Source organism: Pseudarthrobacter enclensis (assembly GCF_030811655.1).
Classification (GTDB): Bacteria; Actinomycetota; Actinomycetes; order Actinomycetales; family Micrococcaceae; genus Arthrobacter; species Arthrobacter enclensis_A.
Genome location: NZ_JAUSRE010000001.1, coordinates 145,718 through 162,702 on the forward strand (window position 1 = coordinate 145,718; position 16,985 = coordinate 162,702).

Below are 16,985 nucleotides of genomic sequence, written 5' to 3' on the forward strand. Positions count from 1 at the left end.
TCAGGAGGAGCGGGACGTGGATGGTGCAGGGGTGGTGAAGCCGGTGCCCAGCAGGGCCATGGCGTCGATAAGCAGTTGCCGTAGCTCGGCCAGGGAAGCGGGCGAAAGGTCCGGGCCGCGGCGGTTGAACCAGACCTCCATGGCGGCCTTTCCGCAGGAGATGACGGAGCCGGCCAGGGCGTGGACGTACAGCTCATCCGCCTCGCTGGGGGTTCCGGCCAGGCGCTCGCGGGCAACCATGAACACCTGCGCGCGGCAGTGATCCCAGGCCTCGAGTTCGGGGTGGGCCATGAGGGGGCTCTGCTGGGTCAGCGAGAACAGTTCAGCGAGCGGTGCCACGGCCTTGGGATCGGCGAGGGCCACGAGGGCGGCCCGGGCTGATTCGAGCAAAGGTTCGTCCGCCGGCCTGAGGCGCAGCTGCTGGATGGCGTTGTCCAGGAATCCATGGACGATTGAGGCCAGGGCCGCGTCGGTGCTGCCGAAGTAATTAAAGAACGTGCGGCGGGAAATGCCCGCTGCCTCGGCAATGTCCTCCACCGTGAAGTTGCCCGGGCCCTTGCCGCGCAGGAGGGCCAGGGCGGCATCAGTGATGGCCTGCCGGGTGGCGGCCTTGTTCAGCTCCCGCCGGGAAGGCGCGGGGCCGGCATCAGCAGGAGAATCGAGTGTGCTCACGCGCTTACACTATGTGCAAGTTTGCACTCTATGCAACCTGCATTCACAGGTGAACGAAAGGTTCACAACAGCCTTTCCTGAACATCGGCGGAGAAGCTTGTTATGTCTCGCCAAGAGGCACAACACGAGCAGCCGTCCCCAAGGCGGCGAATCAGGAGACAAAAGATGACACGCACGAAGAAGATGACCCTGGGTTTGTCAGCCGCCGCGCTGGCGCTTGGTGCCGGAATCGGCGTTGCCGGCATGGCCTCGGCCACCACCACAACGCCCACGCCGAGTGCGAGCTCGAGCGCTTCAGCCGACGGAAGCACCGGAACCGGCCAGGAGCACATGGGCAGGCACGGCGCCCGCGGCGGCCAGGGCATGGAGCAGGCGTCGGCGCTGGCAGCGAAGCTCGGCGTGGACGAGGCCAAGGTTGCCGACGCCCTGAAGTCCTTCCGTGACGCCAACAAGCCCACCACTCCGCCCGCTGAGGGCCAGAAGCCGGACCCCGCCGCCCGTGAAGCGGCCCTGGCTAAATCGCTTGCCCAGTCGCTGGGTATTGATGAAGCCAAGGTAACGGCAGCCCTGCAGGAGATCCGCAGCGAGGAGCAGGCTGAGCGGGCAGCAGCACTGAAGACGCGCCTGGACAAGGCCGTCACCGACGGAAAGCTGACGCAGGCGGAGGCCGACGCCGTGACCAAGGCCGTCCAGAACGGCGTTATCGGGGGCGGCGGCCGCTAACCAGGCAGCTGGCGTCTGCGGTGTAGCCGCCGGCCGTCCTTAACAAAGAACGTCCCCGGGGAAGACTTCCCGGGGACGTTCTTTTGGTTATTTGGGAGTTACGCCTTTGCATCCTGCAGTTCGCGGGGTGCGGTGTCGGCTGTGGTGCCGTCGGTGGCGTTTTCGCCGATCACAGCTTCCTCCTCGACGAAGGGGGTGCCGTTGCGGGGGGCGTTGTACAGCGACTCGTCCAGGATGCCCTGGCGCTTGGCCACGATGGTGGGGACAAGTGCCTGGCCCGCAACGTTCACTGCGGTGCGGCCCATGTCCAGGATCGGATCAATGGCCAGCAGGAGTCCGACGCCGGCCAGCGGCAATCCCAGCGTGGAGAGCGTCAGGGTGAGCATCACCACGGCGCCGGTGGTGCCGGCGGTTGCCGCGGAACCGAGGACGGAGACCAGCGCGATCAGCAGGTACTGGCTGAAGTCCAGGTGGATGCCGAAGAACTGGGCCACGAAGATTGCCGAGACTGCGGGGTAGATGGCTGCGCAGCCGTCCATCTTGGTGGTGGCGCCCAGGGGCACGGCGAAGGAGGCGTAGGCGCGGGGGACGCCCAGGCTGCGCTCGGTGACGCGCTGGGTCAGCGGCAGCGTTCCCACGGAGGAGCGGGATACGAAGGCGAGCTGGACGGCAGGCCAAACGCCGGAGAAGTACTGCTTGATGGACAGGCCATGGCTGCGGACCAGGACGGGGTAGACCAAGAACAGCACCAGGGCCAGGCCGGCGTAGATGGCCACGGTGAACTTGCCAAGCGAGCCGATGGTGTCCCAGCCGTAGACGGCGACGGCGTTGCCGATCAGGCCGATGGTGCCCAGCGGTGCGATGCGGATGATCCACCAGAGGACCTTCTGGATCACAGCGAGGGCTGAGGCGTTAAGGTTCAGGAAGGGCTCCGCGGCCTTGCCGACCTTGAGTGCGGCGACGCCCACTGCGATGGCGATGACCAGAATCTGCAGGACGTTGAAGCTGATGGAGGTGGTGACGGCGCCGGCGTCGCCGACGGTGGAGCTTGCACCCAGGCCGAGGAAGTTCTTGGGGAAGAGGCCCACGAGGAATGCCCACCAGTCACCGGACTTGCCGGTGTACTTGGCGTCCCCGGTGATGCCGGTGTTGGCGCCGGGCTGCAGCAGCACGCCCAGGCCCATGCCGATCAGCACGGCGATCAGGGAAGTGATGGCGAACCACAGCAGCGTGTTCCAGGCCAGCCTGGCGGCGTTGGATACCTGGCGCAGGTTGGAGATCGAGCTGACCACGGCGGTGAAGATCAACGGCACGACCGCGGTCTGCAGCAAAGACACGTAGCTGGAACCAATGGTCTGCAGCGTGGCGCCGAGCGCGTTGGGGTTCGCCTTGGTGCTGCCGGTGTACTTCGCCAGCAGGCCGAGGCCAAGGCCCACGATGAGGGCGGCGATGATCTGGAAGCCGAAGGAGCCCGCCCACTTGGGCAGCTGGAATCCGGTCTTCCCTGCGGGGGACGGGGTGCTTGTCTGAGTGCTCACCAGAACAAGCTAGACCTCCGCTCAATACCACGTCGAAAGAATATTGAGAAATATTACGCGCCAGCAGTTGACGGAGAGATAGGAAAACCCCGGTAACACAAGGCACACAGCGGCTTGTGTTACTTATTCCCGGCATTGGTGTGCTTAATGTCTCTCCGCGCCGGGGGTGATGGCCGCGCTGTCCGGGCTATCCCAACAGCGCCCGGCGGAGGGTGTCCAGCCCAACGGAGCCGATGTTGAGGGCCTTCGTGTGGAACTCCTTGAGGTCGAATCCGGGCCTGGTTTCGAGTTCGGCGCGGATCTGTTCCCAGAGCCGCTGCCCCACCTTGTAGGAGGGCGCCTGTCCTGGCCAGCCAAGGTAGCGGGTGAATTCGAAGTTGAGCTGGCCTTCGCTGATGGGGAGGTTTTCCTTGAGGAAGGCATAGCCCTTGTCGGCGGTCCAGGTGCCGGAGCCCCAGCGTTCGGGCATCCCGAGTTCAAGGTGGACGCCGATGTCGAAGACCACGCGGGCGGCGCGCATGCGCTGCATGTCCAGCATGCCCATGTGGTCGCCGGGGTCGCTGAGGTAGCCCAGTTCCTGCATGAGCTTTTCCGCGTACAGCGCCCATCCTTCGCCGTGGCCGGAGGTCCAGCAGACGTTGCGGCGCCATTTGTTCAGCAGTTCGCGGCGGTAGGTTGCGGTGGCCACCTGGAGGTGGTGGCCGGGAACACCCTCGTGGTACACCGTGGTGGTTTCGGCCCAGGTGGTGAATGTGTCCTCGCCGGCGGGGACGGACCACCACATCCGGCCGGGGCGGCTGAAGTCGTCGGAGGGGCCCGTGTAGTAGATGCCGCCTTCGTCCGTGGGCGCGATCCGGCATTCGAGTTTCTTCATCACGTCGGGGATGTCGAAGTGCACTCCGGCGAGTTCGGCAACGGCTTTGTCCGAAAGGTGCTGCATCCATTCCCGCAGGGCATCGGTGCCTTTGAGCTGGCGCGCGGGGTCGTTGTTGAGGATTTCCTTGGCCTCGGCGATCGAGGCCCCTGCCTTGATGGCGGCTGCCACCTTCTCCTGTTCGGCGATAAGGCGGTCGAGTTCCTGGACGCCCCAGGTGTACGTCTCCTCAAGGTCCACCTCGGCACCGAGGAATGACCTGGAGGCCAGGGAGTAACGGGTTCTCCCCACGGCGTCTTTTTCGGGCGCGGCGGGGAGCAGTTCGGTACGCAGGAACTCTGCCAGCCCGGTGTAGGCACGCCGTGCGGCGTCAACGCCGGCGTCGAGCTTTTCCTGCAGCGCAGGCGGCAACGCTCCGGAGGCCGTGGAGGCTTCCGCCGCCAGCTTGGCGAAGAAGCCGTCCCCGGCGGCATACTTGGTCACCTGTTCGATGACGATCCGCACCTGGCGGGCGGCGGCCACCTTGCCGGCGTCCCTGGCCAGGCGCAGCGACTCGGTGTAGCCGCGGATGGCAGCTGGCACGTTGTGCGCACGCCCCGCAATGTGCTCCCAGTCCTGCTCCGTCCCGGTGGGCATGAGGTCGAAGATGGCCCTGATGTCCTGGGCCGGGGAGGCTATGTTGTTCAGCTCCGCGTACTCCCAGCCGGAGGCGTGGATGAGGAGCTGCAGGCCGAGCCGCTCCCGCATGGCGTCCAGGGTGACCGCGTCCACGTCGTCCTCCGGTTCCAGGCCCTCCAGCGCGGCGAGTGCGTCGCGTGCCGCCTCGGCGAATCCTGCGATGCCGGCCGGTGAGAAGTCCTGGTACTCCGTTTCATGTCCGGGCAGGCCAAGGGTGGTGGCGAACGTCGGGTTGAGCCTGATCAGGGTGTCGGTGTAGTCGTCCGCGACGGCGTCGATCCGGGTACGCGGACGGGCGGCGGGTGCAGTGTCGATAGTCACATTCCGAGCCTAGCCGCTCAGGCCGGCCGGGTGGGCCCACGCCGCCGGGGGTTCCCTGGCCGAGCGAAGCGAGGTTGCCGGATGTGGGTGGGCCCCCGCCGCCGGGGGTTCCCTGGCCGAGCGAAGCGAGGTTAGGGAGGCGGTGGGGAGGGTCAGCCCTGGCTGCGCTTCCAGGCGCCCGGCCCGGGGGCGGGGGCAAGCCGAAGCTGCTGCCGCCGCACCCAGTGCCGCACGGCCGGTGTCCGGGCAGGGACAGCGCTTTCGCCGCCGAGGGAAAGGACGACGGCGGTCAGTGCGGCCAGTTCCTCGGCGGTCGGCTGCCCTTTGACAACCGAGAGCAGGGGAGTGGCGGGAGTTTCGGCGGCCTCAGGCGCATTTGGGCTCGGGGTCACAGCGGGATGTTCCCATGCTTCTTGGCGGGGAGGCTTGCGCGTTTGTCACGCAGGGCGCGCAGTCCCTTGATGATCTGGATGCGGGTGTCCGAGGGGGCGATCACGGCGTCCACGTAGCCAAGTTCGGCCGCCTGGTAGGGGTTGAGGAGTTCTTCCTCGTACTGCCGGATCACCTCGGCGCGGCGGGCTTCAACGTCGCCGCCGTCCTGGGCAACCGTGGCGAGGTCGCGCCGGTAGAGGATGTTCACGGCGCCCTGCGCGCCCATGACGCCGATCTGGGCCGTGGGCCAGGCCAGGTTCAGGTCGGCACCGAGCTTCTTGGAGCCCATGACGATGTAGGCGCCGCCGTAGGCCTTGCGGGTAATCACGGTGAGTTTGGGAACAGTGGCCTCAGCGTAGGCGTAGAGGAGTTTGGCGCCGCGGCGGATGATCCCCTGGAACTCCTGGTCCTTTCCGGGGAGGAAGCCGGGGACGTCCACCAGGGTGATGATGGGGATGTTGAAGGCGTCGCAGTGGCGCACGAATCGGGCCGCTTTTTCCGAGGCGGCGATGTCCAGGGTGCCGGCGAACTGCAACGGCTGGTTTGCCACGATGCCTACGGTGTGGCCCTCCACGCGGCCGTAGCCGATCATCACGTTGGGGGCGTACAGGGCCTGCATCTCCAGGAAGTGCCCGTCGTCCACGATCTGCTCCACTACGGCACGCATGTCGTAGGGCTGGTTGGCGGAATCCGGGACCAGCGTGTCCAGGGCGACGTCGTCGTCGTCAATCTCCAGCTCCTGCTGGTGGCCCAGGACGGGTGCCTCTGCGAGGTTGTTGGAGGGGAGGAAGTCCAGCAGTTCGCGCACGAACTCGATGGCGTCGGTTTCATCCGAGGCCAGGTAGGTGGAAGTTCCGGTGGTGGCGTTGTGCTGGCGGGCGCCGCCGAGGGTTTCCATGTCCACGTCTTCACCGGTGACCGTCTTGATGACGTCGGGGCCGGTGATGAACATGTGCGAGGTCTTGTCCACCATCACCACGTAGTCGGTGAGTGCCGGCGAGTAGGCAGCGCCGCCGGCGGACGGGCCCATGATGAGCGAGATCTGCGGCACCACGCCGCTGGCGTGGACGTTGTTGCGGAAGATATCCGCGAACATGGCCAGCGAGGCCACGCCTTCCTGGATGCGGGCGCCGCCGCCGTCCAGGATGCCGACGACGGGGCAGCCGTTGCGGAGCGCAAACTCCTGGACCTTGACGATCTTTTCGCCGTTGACCTGGCTGAGGGAGCCGCCGTAGACCGTGAAGTCCTGGGAGTAGACGGCCACCAGCCGTCCGTCCACCGTGCCGTAGCCGGAAACCAGGCCGTCGCCGAGCGGCTTCTTCTTTTCCATGCCGAAGGCGGTGGAACGGTGCACGGCCAGGGCGTCGAACTCGACAAACGAATCTTCGTCCAGCAGCATGGCGATGCGCTCGCGGGCCGTGTTCTTGCCGCGTGCATGCTGTTTTTCGATGGCCTCAGGGCCGGAGGGCTGTTCGGCACGCGCCTGGCGGTCGCGGAAATCGGCAATCTTTCCCGCTGTCGTTGTCAGATCGTGGCTCATCAAGTGTCTCCGGCTCTGTAGCAGGTCAGTTCTGTTGGCTGGCGGGCCGCACTGTCCGGAGCGTTAAGTAGCATCCACACAAAAGACGAACCCTGCTGGCAAGTCTAGTGACGCTTTGGACGCCCGCAGCTGTAGGGATCCTACAATTTTCTGCCGTTCCAGCAACCCCTCCACAATGTTACTCGCTGGTAACTTAGTTGGGCTACAGTGGTCTCATGACTTCAAGCGACGATGCTTTGCATGCTTCTGAAAGCCCGTACCGGGCAGCAGGTTCCCTCGCCGGTCGGACCATCCTCATTTCCGGCGGAAGCCGGGGAATCGGCCTGGCCATCGCCAGGAGGGCGGCGCGCGACGGCGCCAACATCGTGCTCCTGGCCAAGACGGGCGAACCGCACCCAAAACTGGAGGGCACGGTGTACACCGCCGCCGCCGAACTTGAAAAGGCCGGCGGCCAGGCGTTGCCGCTGGTGGGCGATGTGCGCCGGGATGAGGATGTTGCCGGCGCCGTGGAAGCCGCCGTTGACCGCTTCGGCGGAATCGACGTCGTCATTAACAACGCCTCGGCCATCGACCTGTCCGCCACGGACGCTGTGGACATGAAGAGGTACGACCTGATGCAGGACATCAACGTCCGGGGCACCTTCCTGCTGTCCAAGCTTGCGCTCCCGGCACTCCGGGCCTCCGAGCAGGGGCAGATCCTCACCCTCTCGCCGCCGCTGAACCTCGATCCGTCCTGGGCGGCCCGGCACCTCGCCTACACCATGGCCAAATACGGCATGAGCCTGACAACGCTGGGCCTTGCCGAGGAACTGAAGGCCGACGGGATCCGGGTGAACTCGCTCTGGCCCTGCACGCTGATCGACACAGCCGCCATCCGCAACATGCCGCACGGTGAGGCCATGGTCCTTGCGGCCCGCGGACCGCAGATCATGGCGGACGCAGCCCACGCAGTCCTCACCGGAGGCAACCTTGCACCCGGCGCCCCGCCGTCGGGCAACTTCTACACGGATGAGCAGGTCCTCAGCGCCGCCGGGGTGACCGACTTCCGCCCCTACAGCCTCGGCGCACCGGAAGACCGGCTGGTCCCGGACATCTTCCTGTAGCGAAACCTGCCTGGGCGGCGCACCGCCGGGCACGATTCGGCTCGGTAGGATTTAGGCATGGACGACGCACACGCACCGGGCACCCCCCTGAACCGAGGGGACCTGGCCGACCAGCGCTTCCTCTCCGCCACGGGGATTCCCCGGCTCGACGTGGTGGACTCCACCGGCTCGACGAACGCAGACCTACTGCGCGGCGCCACAGTGGATCCGGCGGCGTGGCCCGACCTCTCCGTTCTCACCGCCGAGTACCAGACCGCGGCGCGGGGCCGGCTGGACCGGCATTGGGAAGCGCCGCCGCTGAGTTCGGTGTCCGTCTCCGTGGTGCTGCGCCCGGTCAACGCAGAGGGCAGGCCGCTGCCCACCCAGAGCTACTCGTGGCTGTCCCTGATCGCAGCACTCGCGCTGCGCGAGACCCTCCTGGAGACGGCCGGCATTCCGGCGGAGCTCAAATGGCCTAACGATGTCCTGGTGCGGGGCAGGAAGATCGCGGGCATCCTGGCCCAGCTTGGACCCATGACGGACGGCAGGGTGCCCCCCGTCATCCTGGGCACCGGCCTGAACGTGACGCTGCGTGAGAATGAGCTTCCGGTTCCCACGGCCACCTCGGTGGCCCTGGAAGGTGCCCGCACCACGGACCGCACCGCCCTCCTGAAGAGCTACCTGTCGCACTTTGCGGCCCTGTACCGCAGTTTCTGCAACGCCGACGGCGACCCCGCTGCCGGTATGGCCGGTGGCCCGTCCCTTCACAAGAGGGTGGAAGCCGTGATGGTCACGCTGGGCAAGCAGGTCCGCGCGCAGTTGCCCGGCGACCACGAAATCATTGGACACGCTTCGCGGCTGGACGAATACGGCTCCCTGCTGGTGGTGGACAGTAACTCACGCGAGCATGTGGTGACTGCGGGGGACGTGGTGCACCTGCGGCCCTGGACCTCGCCGGATGAACCCGACCAAGGCGGTTATGCGTAAGAACCTCCTTCCCGGGGAGCAGGTCATCGTCACTACCCGCCCGCAGCCCAGGAAGCTGGCCGGGGCAGCCGTGGCGTTCGTGCTGGCCCCGGCGCTGGCGGCGTACGGCAGCGCCTGGATCATCCGGGGCGGCGCAGCACGCCTGGCCCCCGCCCTCGGCCGCCAATGGACTCCCTGGCTGGTCGCCGCGTGCATCGTCGCAGCTGCTGCCGTGTGGCTGGGCTACTGCCTGCCCCGCCTGCTCCGCTGGCAGGGGACACGCTACATCCTGACCAGCCACCGGCTGGTGGCCCGCTACGGACTGCTGAACCGACGCGACCAGCAGGTGAACCTGGCATCGGTGCGCAACCTCACGGTCCATGAATCGGTGCTGCAGCGACTGGTGCGCTCGGGGAATATATCCTTGGAAACCGGGCACCAGGGTCTTGTGACCTTTCGCGATGTGCCCGAGGTTGCCAGGTTCCGCGACTTTATCCTCGACGCGATCGGGGAACTGCCGGACGACAGCGGGGCCCAGCCGGGCGGCGCGACGTATTACCCCGCCGGTGCTTTTCCGGAGGACATGAGAGAAGGTGGACGGGATGACCGATGAGGCCCAGCAGGAACGCGTCGAGCACATCCCAACCCGCGCCGCCTTTGGTCCCGACGGTGGATCTTCCGCAGGCCCGTCGACCGACCCGACCGGATCCGAACCCGCTTCCACCGCGGCGGCGACCGGGATGGACCGCCACCCGCCCACCGGCGTCATGTCCGCCGAACGCCTCGCCATGAAAGCCCTCGAAGCCCGCCTTTTGGGCGGGGAACGCAAGCTCCGCCGTCGTGAAGTTGCCGCCGGCGCCGGGCTCTCCCTCCTCTCCGCCCGCAAGCTCTGGCGGGCATTGGGATTTCCGAACTTCGGCGACGAGGACGTTGCCTTCACCGAACGGGACCAGGCGGCGCTGTCCACCGTGGTCGACCTGGTCCGAGCCGGCAAGCTCACGGAGGAAGCCGCCATCTCGGTCACCCGCTCCATCGGCCAGATGACCGACCGCATGGTCGTCTGGCAGATCGAAGCCCTGGTGGAGGACATGGTCCACGAACAGGGAGTCACCGACGCGGTGGCCCGCAAGCGGCTGGTCAACGAACTTCCCGCACTGGTGGACGCCCTTGAGGAGGTCCTGGTCTACTCCTGGCGGCGGCAGCTCAACGCGGGGGTCCAGCGGCTGGCAGTCCGGGCCGAGGCCGGCCTGCAGGCCAGCGAAGAGGGCCGGGAAGGCGACGAGGACGACGCCCCGCTGCCCCTGGCCCGCGCCGTGGGGTTCGCAGACCTGGTGTCCTACACCAGCCTGTCCCGGCGGATGAACGAGAAGACTCTCGCGCGGCTGGTCCAGCGCTTTGAGAACAAATGCGCCGAGATCATTTCCGTGGGCGGCGGCAGGCTGGTCAAGACCGTGGGTGACGAAGTCCTGTACATCGCCGAAACCCCGGCGGCCGGGGCAGAGATTTCGCTGGCACTGGCCGAGGCCTTCACCGAGGACGAGATCCTCCCCGAAGCCCGGGTGGCCATGGTGTGGGGGAGGATCCTGTCGCGCCTGGGCGACATCTACGGACCCACCGTCAATCTCGCGGCACGCCTGACCACCCTCGCCGACCCGGGGACGGTGCTGGTGGATTCCATGACGGCGTCCGCGCTGGAGCACGACGAGCGGTTCGTGATGACGCCCCAGGCTCCGGAGAACGTCCGCGGCTTCGGCGAGATCAACCCGGTCCAGCTCTCCCGCGGCCGTGGCAAGGGCCTGGTCCTGGACTAGGACGCGACCCGGCGCCGGGTTTCCAAACCGGCCCGGAAGTATTTGTCCATTTGCTGGCGTATAGGGGTATCGTTGTGGTGCCCGGGGGTCCTGTGATGCCGGCTGCCCGGCAACGAGCCAAAATCTATCCGGGGGATTTCCACTCATGAACCGTCGCGGACAAACGCGCCCTAAGAGCCCTGGCGCCGCTGTATCCCCATGGCGCCGGATGATGCGCTCCCGCCGGATCGCTGGTACTGCTTTTGGTGCTGTGGTGGCGGTAGTGGTGACGGGTGCTGTGTTGTATCCGGGGTTTAAGACCACTGAGGTGGAGTTGAATGACGGTGGCGTGTGGGTGGTGTCGAAGTCGAAGAATGCTGTGGGGCGGTTGAATTATCCGTCCCGGGTGTTGGATGGCGCGGTCACGCCGGCATCGACGACGTTTGATGTGTTGCAGCATGCGGGTGAGGTGTTTGTCGATGATGTGACTGGTTCGACGTTGAACCAGGTGTCTCCGGCGAATATGCGTTTGGGTGGGGATAAGCAGTTGCCGGGTTCTGCTGTGGTGAGTTTTGGTGCGCAGACGATTTCTGTAACGGAGGCGTCGTCGGGGAAGGTGTGGGCTGTTTCGCCGTCGACGGTGAATGGTTTTGATAAGGAAGCGTCGGAGCCGGTGCTGGTGGGTTCTGCGGGCATTGTGTCTGTGGTTGGTTCTGATGACCGGATTTATTCTGCGGATCCGAAGACCGGGGTGGTGACGGTGACGGGTGTGGATGCCGGTGGGGAGAAGGTGTCGTCCGAGTCCAGCGCCTGGGATGGGCTTAAGGGTGCCGGGGATTTGCAGATGACGGTGGTGGGGGACCAGCCGGTGGTGTTGGATGCTGCAGCGGGGAATTTGTTTTTGGCTGGTGGGAAGCGGTTGGCGCTGGATGATGCGCGGGATGCGAAGCTCCAGCAGCCGGGGCCTGGCAGTGATGTTGTTGCTGTTGCGACGCGCAAGGCGTTGGTGAAGCAGCCGCTGGGCGGGGGTACGGCCAAGACGGTGACGTTCGACGGCGAGGGCGTCCCGGCTGCTCCGGTGCAGTTGGGCGGTTGTGTGCATGCGGCGTGGTCTGGGGCGAACAAGTATGTCCGGGACTGTGTCAATGATGGTGATGACAAGAAGGTGGACGTGCCGAAGGCGAGTGCGTCGCCGTCGTACGTCTTCCGGGTGAACCGGGACCTGGTGGTCCTCAATGATGTGAACTCCGGGAACGTGTGGCTGGTGAACCAGAACATGCAGCTGGTCAACAACTGGGACGACGTCATCCCGCCCAAGAACCAGTCCGACGACCAGGACCAGGAGTCGGCGGACAACAACACGATCAACATCCTGCCGGACCGCACCAAGCCCAACCGTCCGCCGGAAACCAAGCCCGACGTCATCGGGGTCCGGCCCGGGCGCACCACCGTCCTCAGCGTCCTGGACAACGACTCGGACCCCGACGGCGACGTCCTCACGGCGGCTGTTGCGGCGGGCGCCGGACCGAAAGTCGGGACGCTGGAAAGCATCTACGGCGGAACTGCCTTCCAGATCACCGTGCAGGCGGACGCCAAGCCGGGCACGGAGACCTTCAATTACAGTGCCTCGGACGGACGCGGCCTGTCCGCAACCGGCCAGGTCACACTCAGCGTGGTGGGACCGGACGAAAACAAGCCGCCGAAGTTCAAGCGCGGTGAGGACACCACCATGCTGGTGGAACAGGGCAAAACCGTCAGCCAGAACATCCTTACCGACTGGATCGACCCCGACGGCGACGACCTGGTCCTGCTGGACGCGAAAGCGGACAACGACCAGGACCAGGTCAAGGTCCGGCGCGACGGCCTGCTCACCTTCCAGGACTCCGGCGCAACCGCCGGCAAGAAGAACGTCCAGGTCACCATCTGGGACGGCCGGGCCACCGTCACCGGCAAGGTAGTGGTCAACGTCCGGCCGCCCGGAGCCCTGGCACCGGTGGTCAACGCTGACCACGTCACCGCCGTGGTGGGCCAGGACCTGGTCATCTCCCCGCTGAAGAACGACGTCGACCCCAACGGCGGCGCCCTCCGCCTGGCACAGGTGGAAGCCAACGGCCCCGCCGAACTTGGCCCCGTTACCGACGGCGGCACGTTCACCTTCCGCAGTACTACCCCCGGACCCGTCTACCTGACGTACATCGCCAGCAACGGGCCCCAGAGCAGCCAAGGCCTCATCCGCGTGGACGTGGAGTCCGGTAACGACGGCGGCGACCCCGTGGCCGTCCACGACGTAGCCCTGATGCCCACCGGCGGAAGCGTGCTGTTGGACCCGCTGGCCAATGACTCCGATCCCTCCGGCGGCGTCCTGGTGCTGCAGTCCGTCAAGCTCCCTGATCACGCCGCCGTATCCGTCAGCGTGATCAACCACAGCGTCCTGCGGATCACGGACATCCTGGGGACCAAGGATCCCATCCTGTTCGAATACACCATGTCCAACGGCAGGAAATCGGCTACCGGAAGCGTGTCCGTGGTACCCGTCCCGGCCCCTGCGGTGCTGGAAGCGCCGCAGCCCAAACCGGACGAGGTGAATGTCCGTGTCAACGACGTAGTCACTATTCCGGTCCTGGACAACGACACGCACCCGCAGGGCCAGGAGTTGACGGTGGACCCCGTGCTGCCGCAGCCCGTGGACCCGGCCGACGGCAAGAGCTTCGTCTCCGAGAACAACCTGCGGTTCATCGCCGGGAGCCAGCCAAAGACCGTGCGTGCCATCTACAACGCCGTGGATCCGGAAGGCCAAAAGAGCGCCGCCGCCGTCACTATCCACATCCTCCCGCTGGAAGGCGCCGAGAACTCACGGCCCCAGCCGAAGAACCTCACTGCCCGCGTAGTGGCGGCAGGCACTGTCAGGATCCCCGTTCCACTGGACGGAATCGATCCCGATGGCGACTCCGTCCAGCTGACCGGTATTGACAGCACTCCTGCCATGGGCACGGCCACAGTAGGCAGCAACTTCATTGACTTCACCGCAGCCGGGGACGGTGCCGGTACCGATACCTTCCGCTACAAGGTGGTGGACCGCCAGGGGGCCGTGAACACGGGGACCGTGACGGTGGGCATCGCGCCGCGCGGCGAGACCAACCAAAAGCCCACCCCGGTGGACGACGAGGTCCGGGTGCGCCCGGGCCGCCAGATCGCAGTGGACGCAACCGCCAATGACACGGATCCCGACGGCGACCGCATCCGCATCCTGACCGACGGCATCGAGGCTGATCCCGCCCTTCAGGCCACCGTCAGCAAGAACAGCGGCCGCATCATCCTCCAGGCCCCGAACGAGGCCGGGACCTACAACGTCCGGTACACCGTTGCGGATGACCGGGATGCCACCGCGCAGGCCACCATCCGCCTGGTGGTGGACAAGGACGTACCCCTGAAGGCGCCGATTGCGCGGGATGACAGGGTGACCTCGGCGCAGGCCATGGGCAAGACTGCCGTGGACGTGCCGGTCCTCAAGAACGACGAGGACCCGGACGGCGTGGGCGAAAACCTGAAGATCAGTACCGGGGCCGCAACGGCCCGGCCCGGCGGCAACGGCAATGTGCTGGTCGACCTCACCGAACAGCCCCAGCTCATCCCGTACACCGTAGAGGACGTTGACGGCCTGCAGTCCACGGCCATCATCTGGGTGCCCGGCCTCGGGCAGCAGGTACCCACCCTCGCCAAGGACGAAGTCCTCGAAGTGGTCGCCGGCCAGTCCGTCGACGTCGACCTCAAGGAATGGGTCAAGGTACGGGAAGGGCGCTCGCCCCGCCTGACCCAGGCTGACCGGATCAAGCTCATCGGTGCCGACGGCGGCGACCCGGTCACCCGGGACGGCGCCGGCCTGAAGTACGCGGCAGGTGCGGACTACGTTGGGCCGGGGTCATTGACCTTCGAGGTGACGGACGGTACGGGACCTGACGATCCGGCCGGCCTGAAGTCCACCCTCAGCATCCGCACGAAGGTCCTCCCGGACCCCAACAAGAACAATCCGCCGGAGCTGCTTGGGGCTGACGTGGACGTCCCCAAGGGCGACTCGGCCAGCACCGACCTGGGCAAACTGACCTCCGACCCTGACCGGGACGACGTCGAAAACATGAAGTACGAGCTCGTAGGGAATGCCCCCGCCGGCTTCAATGCGAGCATTGAGGGCAAGTCCCTGAAGGTGTCGGCGGCCGATTCGACGGCTCCCGGAACCCGCGGCGCGGTGCAGGTGAAGGCCACGGATCCCCGGGGCCTCGCGGCGACGGCCACGTACCAGCTTGGGGTCACCGCTTCCAACCGGCCCAAGCCTGTGGCCAACGACGATGTGGAACCAAACGCTGCCGCCGGCAAGCCCGTGACCATCAACGTCCTGGCCAACGACGCCAACCCATTCCCCGAGACCCCGTTGAAGATCATTGCCGCCAACACCGAAACGGGCAGCGGCACTGTGGGCGTCAACGGTGACTCGGTGACCGTCACGCCGGCGCCCGGCTTTACCGGAACCATGGTGGTGACTTATACGGTGGAGGACAAGACCGGCGACGATTCCCGGCATGCCACGGCGCGCATCCGGCTCACCGTCAAGGACAAGCCCGCAGCACCCACCACGCCCCAGGCCCAAAGCGTGGGGGACCAGACTGCGCTGCTGAACTGGTCCGCTCCTGCGGACCGTGGCTCGCCCATCACCAAATACACCGTCTATGGGGAAGGTGGCTTCCGGCAGGACTGCCCCGCCAACACCTGCACCCTGAACGGCCTGACCAACAACACCACCTACCACTTCCAGGTGACGGCCACCAATGAGTTCGGTGAGTCCGACCGGTCCCCGGCATCGGCTGATGTCCGCCCCGACGTGAAGCCGGATACGCCGCTGGCGCCGTCGCTGAAGTTCGGTGACAAGCAACTGACGGTCAACTGGACCGCTCCGGCGAGCAAGGGCTCACCGGTGAAGTCCTACGACCTTGAGATCTCCCCGGCACCGGCCGGCCAGAACGCCCAGGTCCAGGGACTGACGTCCGTCAACTATGTCTGGAAGGGCCTGCAGAACGGCGTGTCCTACAAGGTCCGGGTCCTGGCACGCAACGATGCCAGGGATCCGTCCGAATGGAGCGCGTACTCAGCCGCGGAGGTCCCCGCGGGCGTGCCCGCCACGCCTACCGCCCCGAGCGTGTCCCAGGCAACGCCGGTCGGCTCGCAGAGCCAGCTGCGGGTGGTCTGGTCCGCGCCGAACAACAACGGTGACCCCGTCTCGGCCTATACCCTGACCACCCTCCGCGGCGGTGCGGCGATATCCAGCCAGCAGGTGGGTGGCACGTCGCAGAACGTGACGGTGGATAACTCGGAGTCCAACTACACGTTCACCGTGGCGGCCACCAACAAGGCCGGCACCAGCGCCACCAGCGCCCAGTCGGCACCCATCCGGGCGGCAGGCAAACCCGGCCAGGTGAGCAGCGGAACTGTCGCGGACACCGGGAACAGCGGACAGCTCAAGGTCACGTTCACCCCGCTCACGGAGGCGCAGCGCAACGGCTCCACCGCGAGCGAGATCGCCTACTCCTACCGGACGTCCTCGGGCCAGTCCGGATCGATCGCTGCCCCCGGGGGCAACATCAACGGGCTTCCCAACGGAACCGACGTGACCGTCACGATCATCGCCACCTCCACCAAGAACAACATGTCCGGGGATGCCAAGGCCATCGGCACGGGCAATCCGTACGGACCGCCCAACGCGCCGGGCGTTAACGGTATGGCGTCCACGCAGGGCGACGGCCAGGTGCACTGGACCTGGAACAACCCCAACATGAATGGCCGGCCGCTCAACCACTTCGAGGTCAGCATGGACGGCGGGGGATGGCAAAATGTTGGCACCGCCAACCGCTTCGACGCCTCAGCTGGAGGTTGGAGCAAGAGCCACAACCTGCGGGTTCGGGCCGTCTCCGTTGTGAATGGCGATATTGGCGGTCCCGCCACTTCCACGTCCGGTGCCGACCCCACCCCGCCGCCTGCCCCGACCAAGGTCAGGGTCAAGGCATCGGTCGTCAACAGCTGCCCCGGCAAACCGGGCGTTCCCGACCGCTACAGTTCCTCACCGCCCTCGTGCGGCGGAAGCGACGCAAACTGGGTGTCCTACTCCGACGGCTGGATCCCCAGCGCCTGCTGGATGAACATCTACGGGTCCAGCGAAACCTCCAACCCGCCCAGCTACTACAAGTGGTACCGCATGGACGGTGGCCCGTGGGCGGGATGGTACGTGAAGCTGGCCACCATCGACATTAGCGGCCCGGATGTCGGCAGATGTTGATTCACCAAGCCCCTTGACTGCCACCGAACCGTATAGAAAAAGAGGAG

At 66.3% G+C, this 16,985-nt stretch carries 11 protein-coding genes; 6 read left to right on the top strand and 5 right to left on the bottom strand.

Features of this window, described 5'->3' with window-relative positions; all coding sequences use genetic code 11:
- Positions 1-672, bottom strand: a complete 672-nt coding sequence (locus J2X98_RS00640; protein WP_307303424.1) for a TetR/AcrR family transcriptional regulator — start codon at positions 670-672, stop codon at positions 1-3.
- A gap of 165 nt (positions 673-837) precedes the next feature.
- On the opposite strand from J2X98_RS00640, the gene J2X98_RS00645 reads away from it, so the two are divergent.
- The gene (locus J2X98_RS00645; RefSeq protein WP_141940652.1) at positions 838-1,395 is read left to right on the top strand and encodes a hypothetical protein; all 558 of its coding nucleotides are present in this window, start codon (positions 838-840) and stop codon (positions 1,393-1,395) included.
- 98 nt (positions 1,396-1,493) lie between these two features.
- On the opposite strand, the gene J2X98_RS00650 is transcribed toward J2X98_RS00645, so the two are convergent.
- From J2X98_RS00650 to J2X98_RS00665, 4 genes are all read right to left on the bottom strand, one after another.
- On the bottom strand, positions 1,494-2,933 hold the full coding sequence (locus J2X98_RS00650) for a dicarboxylate/amino acid:cation symporter (protein WP_307303427.1): 1,440 nt from the start codon (positions 2,931-2,933) through the stop codon (positions 1,494-1,496).
- Positions 2,934-3,120: 187 nt separating this feature from the next.
- Complete coding sequence (locus J2X98_RS00655; protein ID WP_307303429.1) at positions 3,121-4,806, bottom strand: DUF885 domain-containing protein; 1,686 nt, start codon at positions 4,804-4,806, stop codon at positions 3,121-3,123.
- Positions 4,807-4,958: 152 nt separating this feature from the next.
- Positions 4,959-5,198 (bottom strand): acyl-CoA carboxylase subunit epsilon, encoded by a 240-nt coding sequence (locus tag J2X98_RS00660; RefSeq protein ID WP_307303431.1) that lies wholly within the window; start codon positions 5,196-5,198, stop codon positions 4,959-4,961.
- Positions 5,195-6,778, bottom strand: a complete 1,584-nt coding sequence (locus J2X98_RS00665) for an acyl-CoA carboxylase subunit beta (RefSeq protein WP_307303433.1) — start codon at positions 6,776-6,778, stop codon at positions 5,195-5,197. The genes J2X98_RS00660 and J2X98_RS00665 overlap by 4 nt, the downstream gene beginning before the upstream one ends.
- A gap of 215 nt (positions 6,779-6,993) precedes the next feature.
- Here J2X98_RS00665 and J2X98_RS00670 point away from each other — a divergent pair, with 215 nt between their 5' ends.
- The 5 genes from J2X98_RS00670 to J2X98_RS00695 all read left to right on the top strand — a co-directional run bounded on the left by J2X98_RS00670 (position 6,994) and on the right by J2X98_RS00695 (position 16,938).
- Positions 6,994-7,881, top strand: a complete 888-nt coding sequence (locus tag J2X98_RS00670) for an SDR family oxidoreductase (protein ID WP_307303434.1) — start codon at positions 6,994-6,996, stop codon at positions 7,879-7,881.
- A 57-nt stretch (positions 7,882-7,938) separates the two neighbouring features.
- Positions 7,939-8,847: a biotin--[acetyl-CoA-carboxylase] ligase gene (locus J2X98_RS00675; protein ID WP_141940657.1), complete on the top strand. Its 909-nt coding sequence runs from the start codon at positions 7,939-7,941 to the stop codon at positions 8,845-8,847.
- Positions 8,840-9,439 carry a PH domain-containing protein gene (locus J2X98_RS00680; protein WP_141940658.1) on the top strand — a complete coding sequence of 200 codons (600 nt, stop codon included), beginning with the start codon at positions 8,840-8,842 and terminating at the stop codon, positions 9,437-9,439. Before J2X98_RS00675 ends, J2X98_RS00680 begins: the two co-directional genes overlap by 8 nt.
- On the top strand, positions 9,429-10,637 hold the full coding sequence (locus J2X98_RS00685) for an adenylate/guanylate cyclase domain-containing protein (RefSeq protein ID WP_141940659.1): 1,209 nt from the start codon (positions 9,429-9,431) through the stop codon (positions 10,635-10,637). Before J2X98_RS00680 ends, J2X98_RS00685 begins: the two co-directional genes overlap by 11 nt.
- Before the next feature lie 208 nt (positions 10,638-10,845).
- Positions 10,846-16,938: an Ig-like domain-containing protein gene (locus J2X98_RS00695; RefSeq protein ID WP_444964464.1), complete on the top strand. Its 6,093-nt coding sequence runs from the start codon at positions 10,846-10,848 to the stop codon at positions 16,936-16,938.
- Positions 16,939-16,985: the final 47 nt, after the last annotated feature.

Coding starts and splice junctions, on each gene's coding strand:
- J2X98_RS00645 (WP_141940652.1), top strand. CDS start 838: ATGACACGCACGAAGAAGATGACCCTGGGTTTGTCAGCCGCCGCGCTG.
- J2X98_RS00665 (WP_307303433.1), bottom strand. CDS start 6,778: ATGAGCCACGATCTGACAACGACAGCGGGAAAGATTGCCGATTTCCGC.
- J2X98_RS00670 (WP_307303434.1), top strand. CDS start 6,994: ATGACTTCAAGCGACGATGCTTTGCATGCTTCTGAAAGCCCGTACCGG.
- J2X98_RS00675 (WP_141940657.1), top strand. CDS start 7,939: ATGGACGACGCACACGCACCGGGCACCCCCCTGAACCGAGGGGACCTG.
- J2X98_RS00680 (WP_141940658.1), top strand. CDS start 8,840: ATGCGTAAGAACCTCCTTCCCGGGGAGCAGGTCATCGTCACTACCCGC.
- J2X98_RS00685 (WP_141940659.1), top strand. CDS start 9,429: ATGACCGATGAGGCCCAGCAGGAACGCGTCGAGCACATCCCAACCCGC.
- J2X98_RS00695 (WP_444964464.1), top strand. CDS start 10,846: ATGATGCGCTCCCGCCGGATCGCTGGTACTGCTTTTGGTGCTGTGGTG.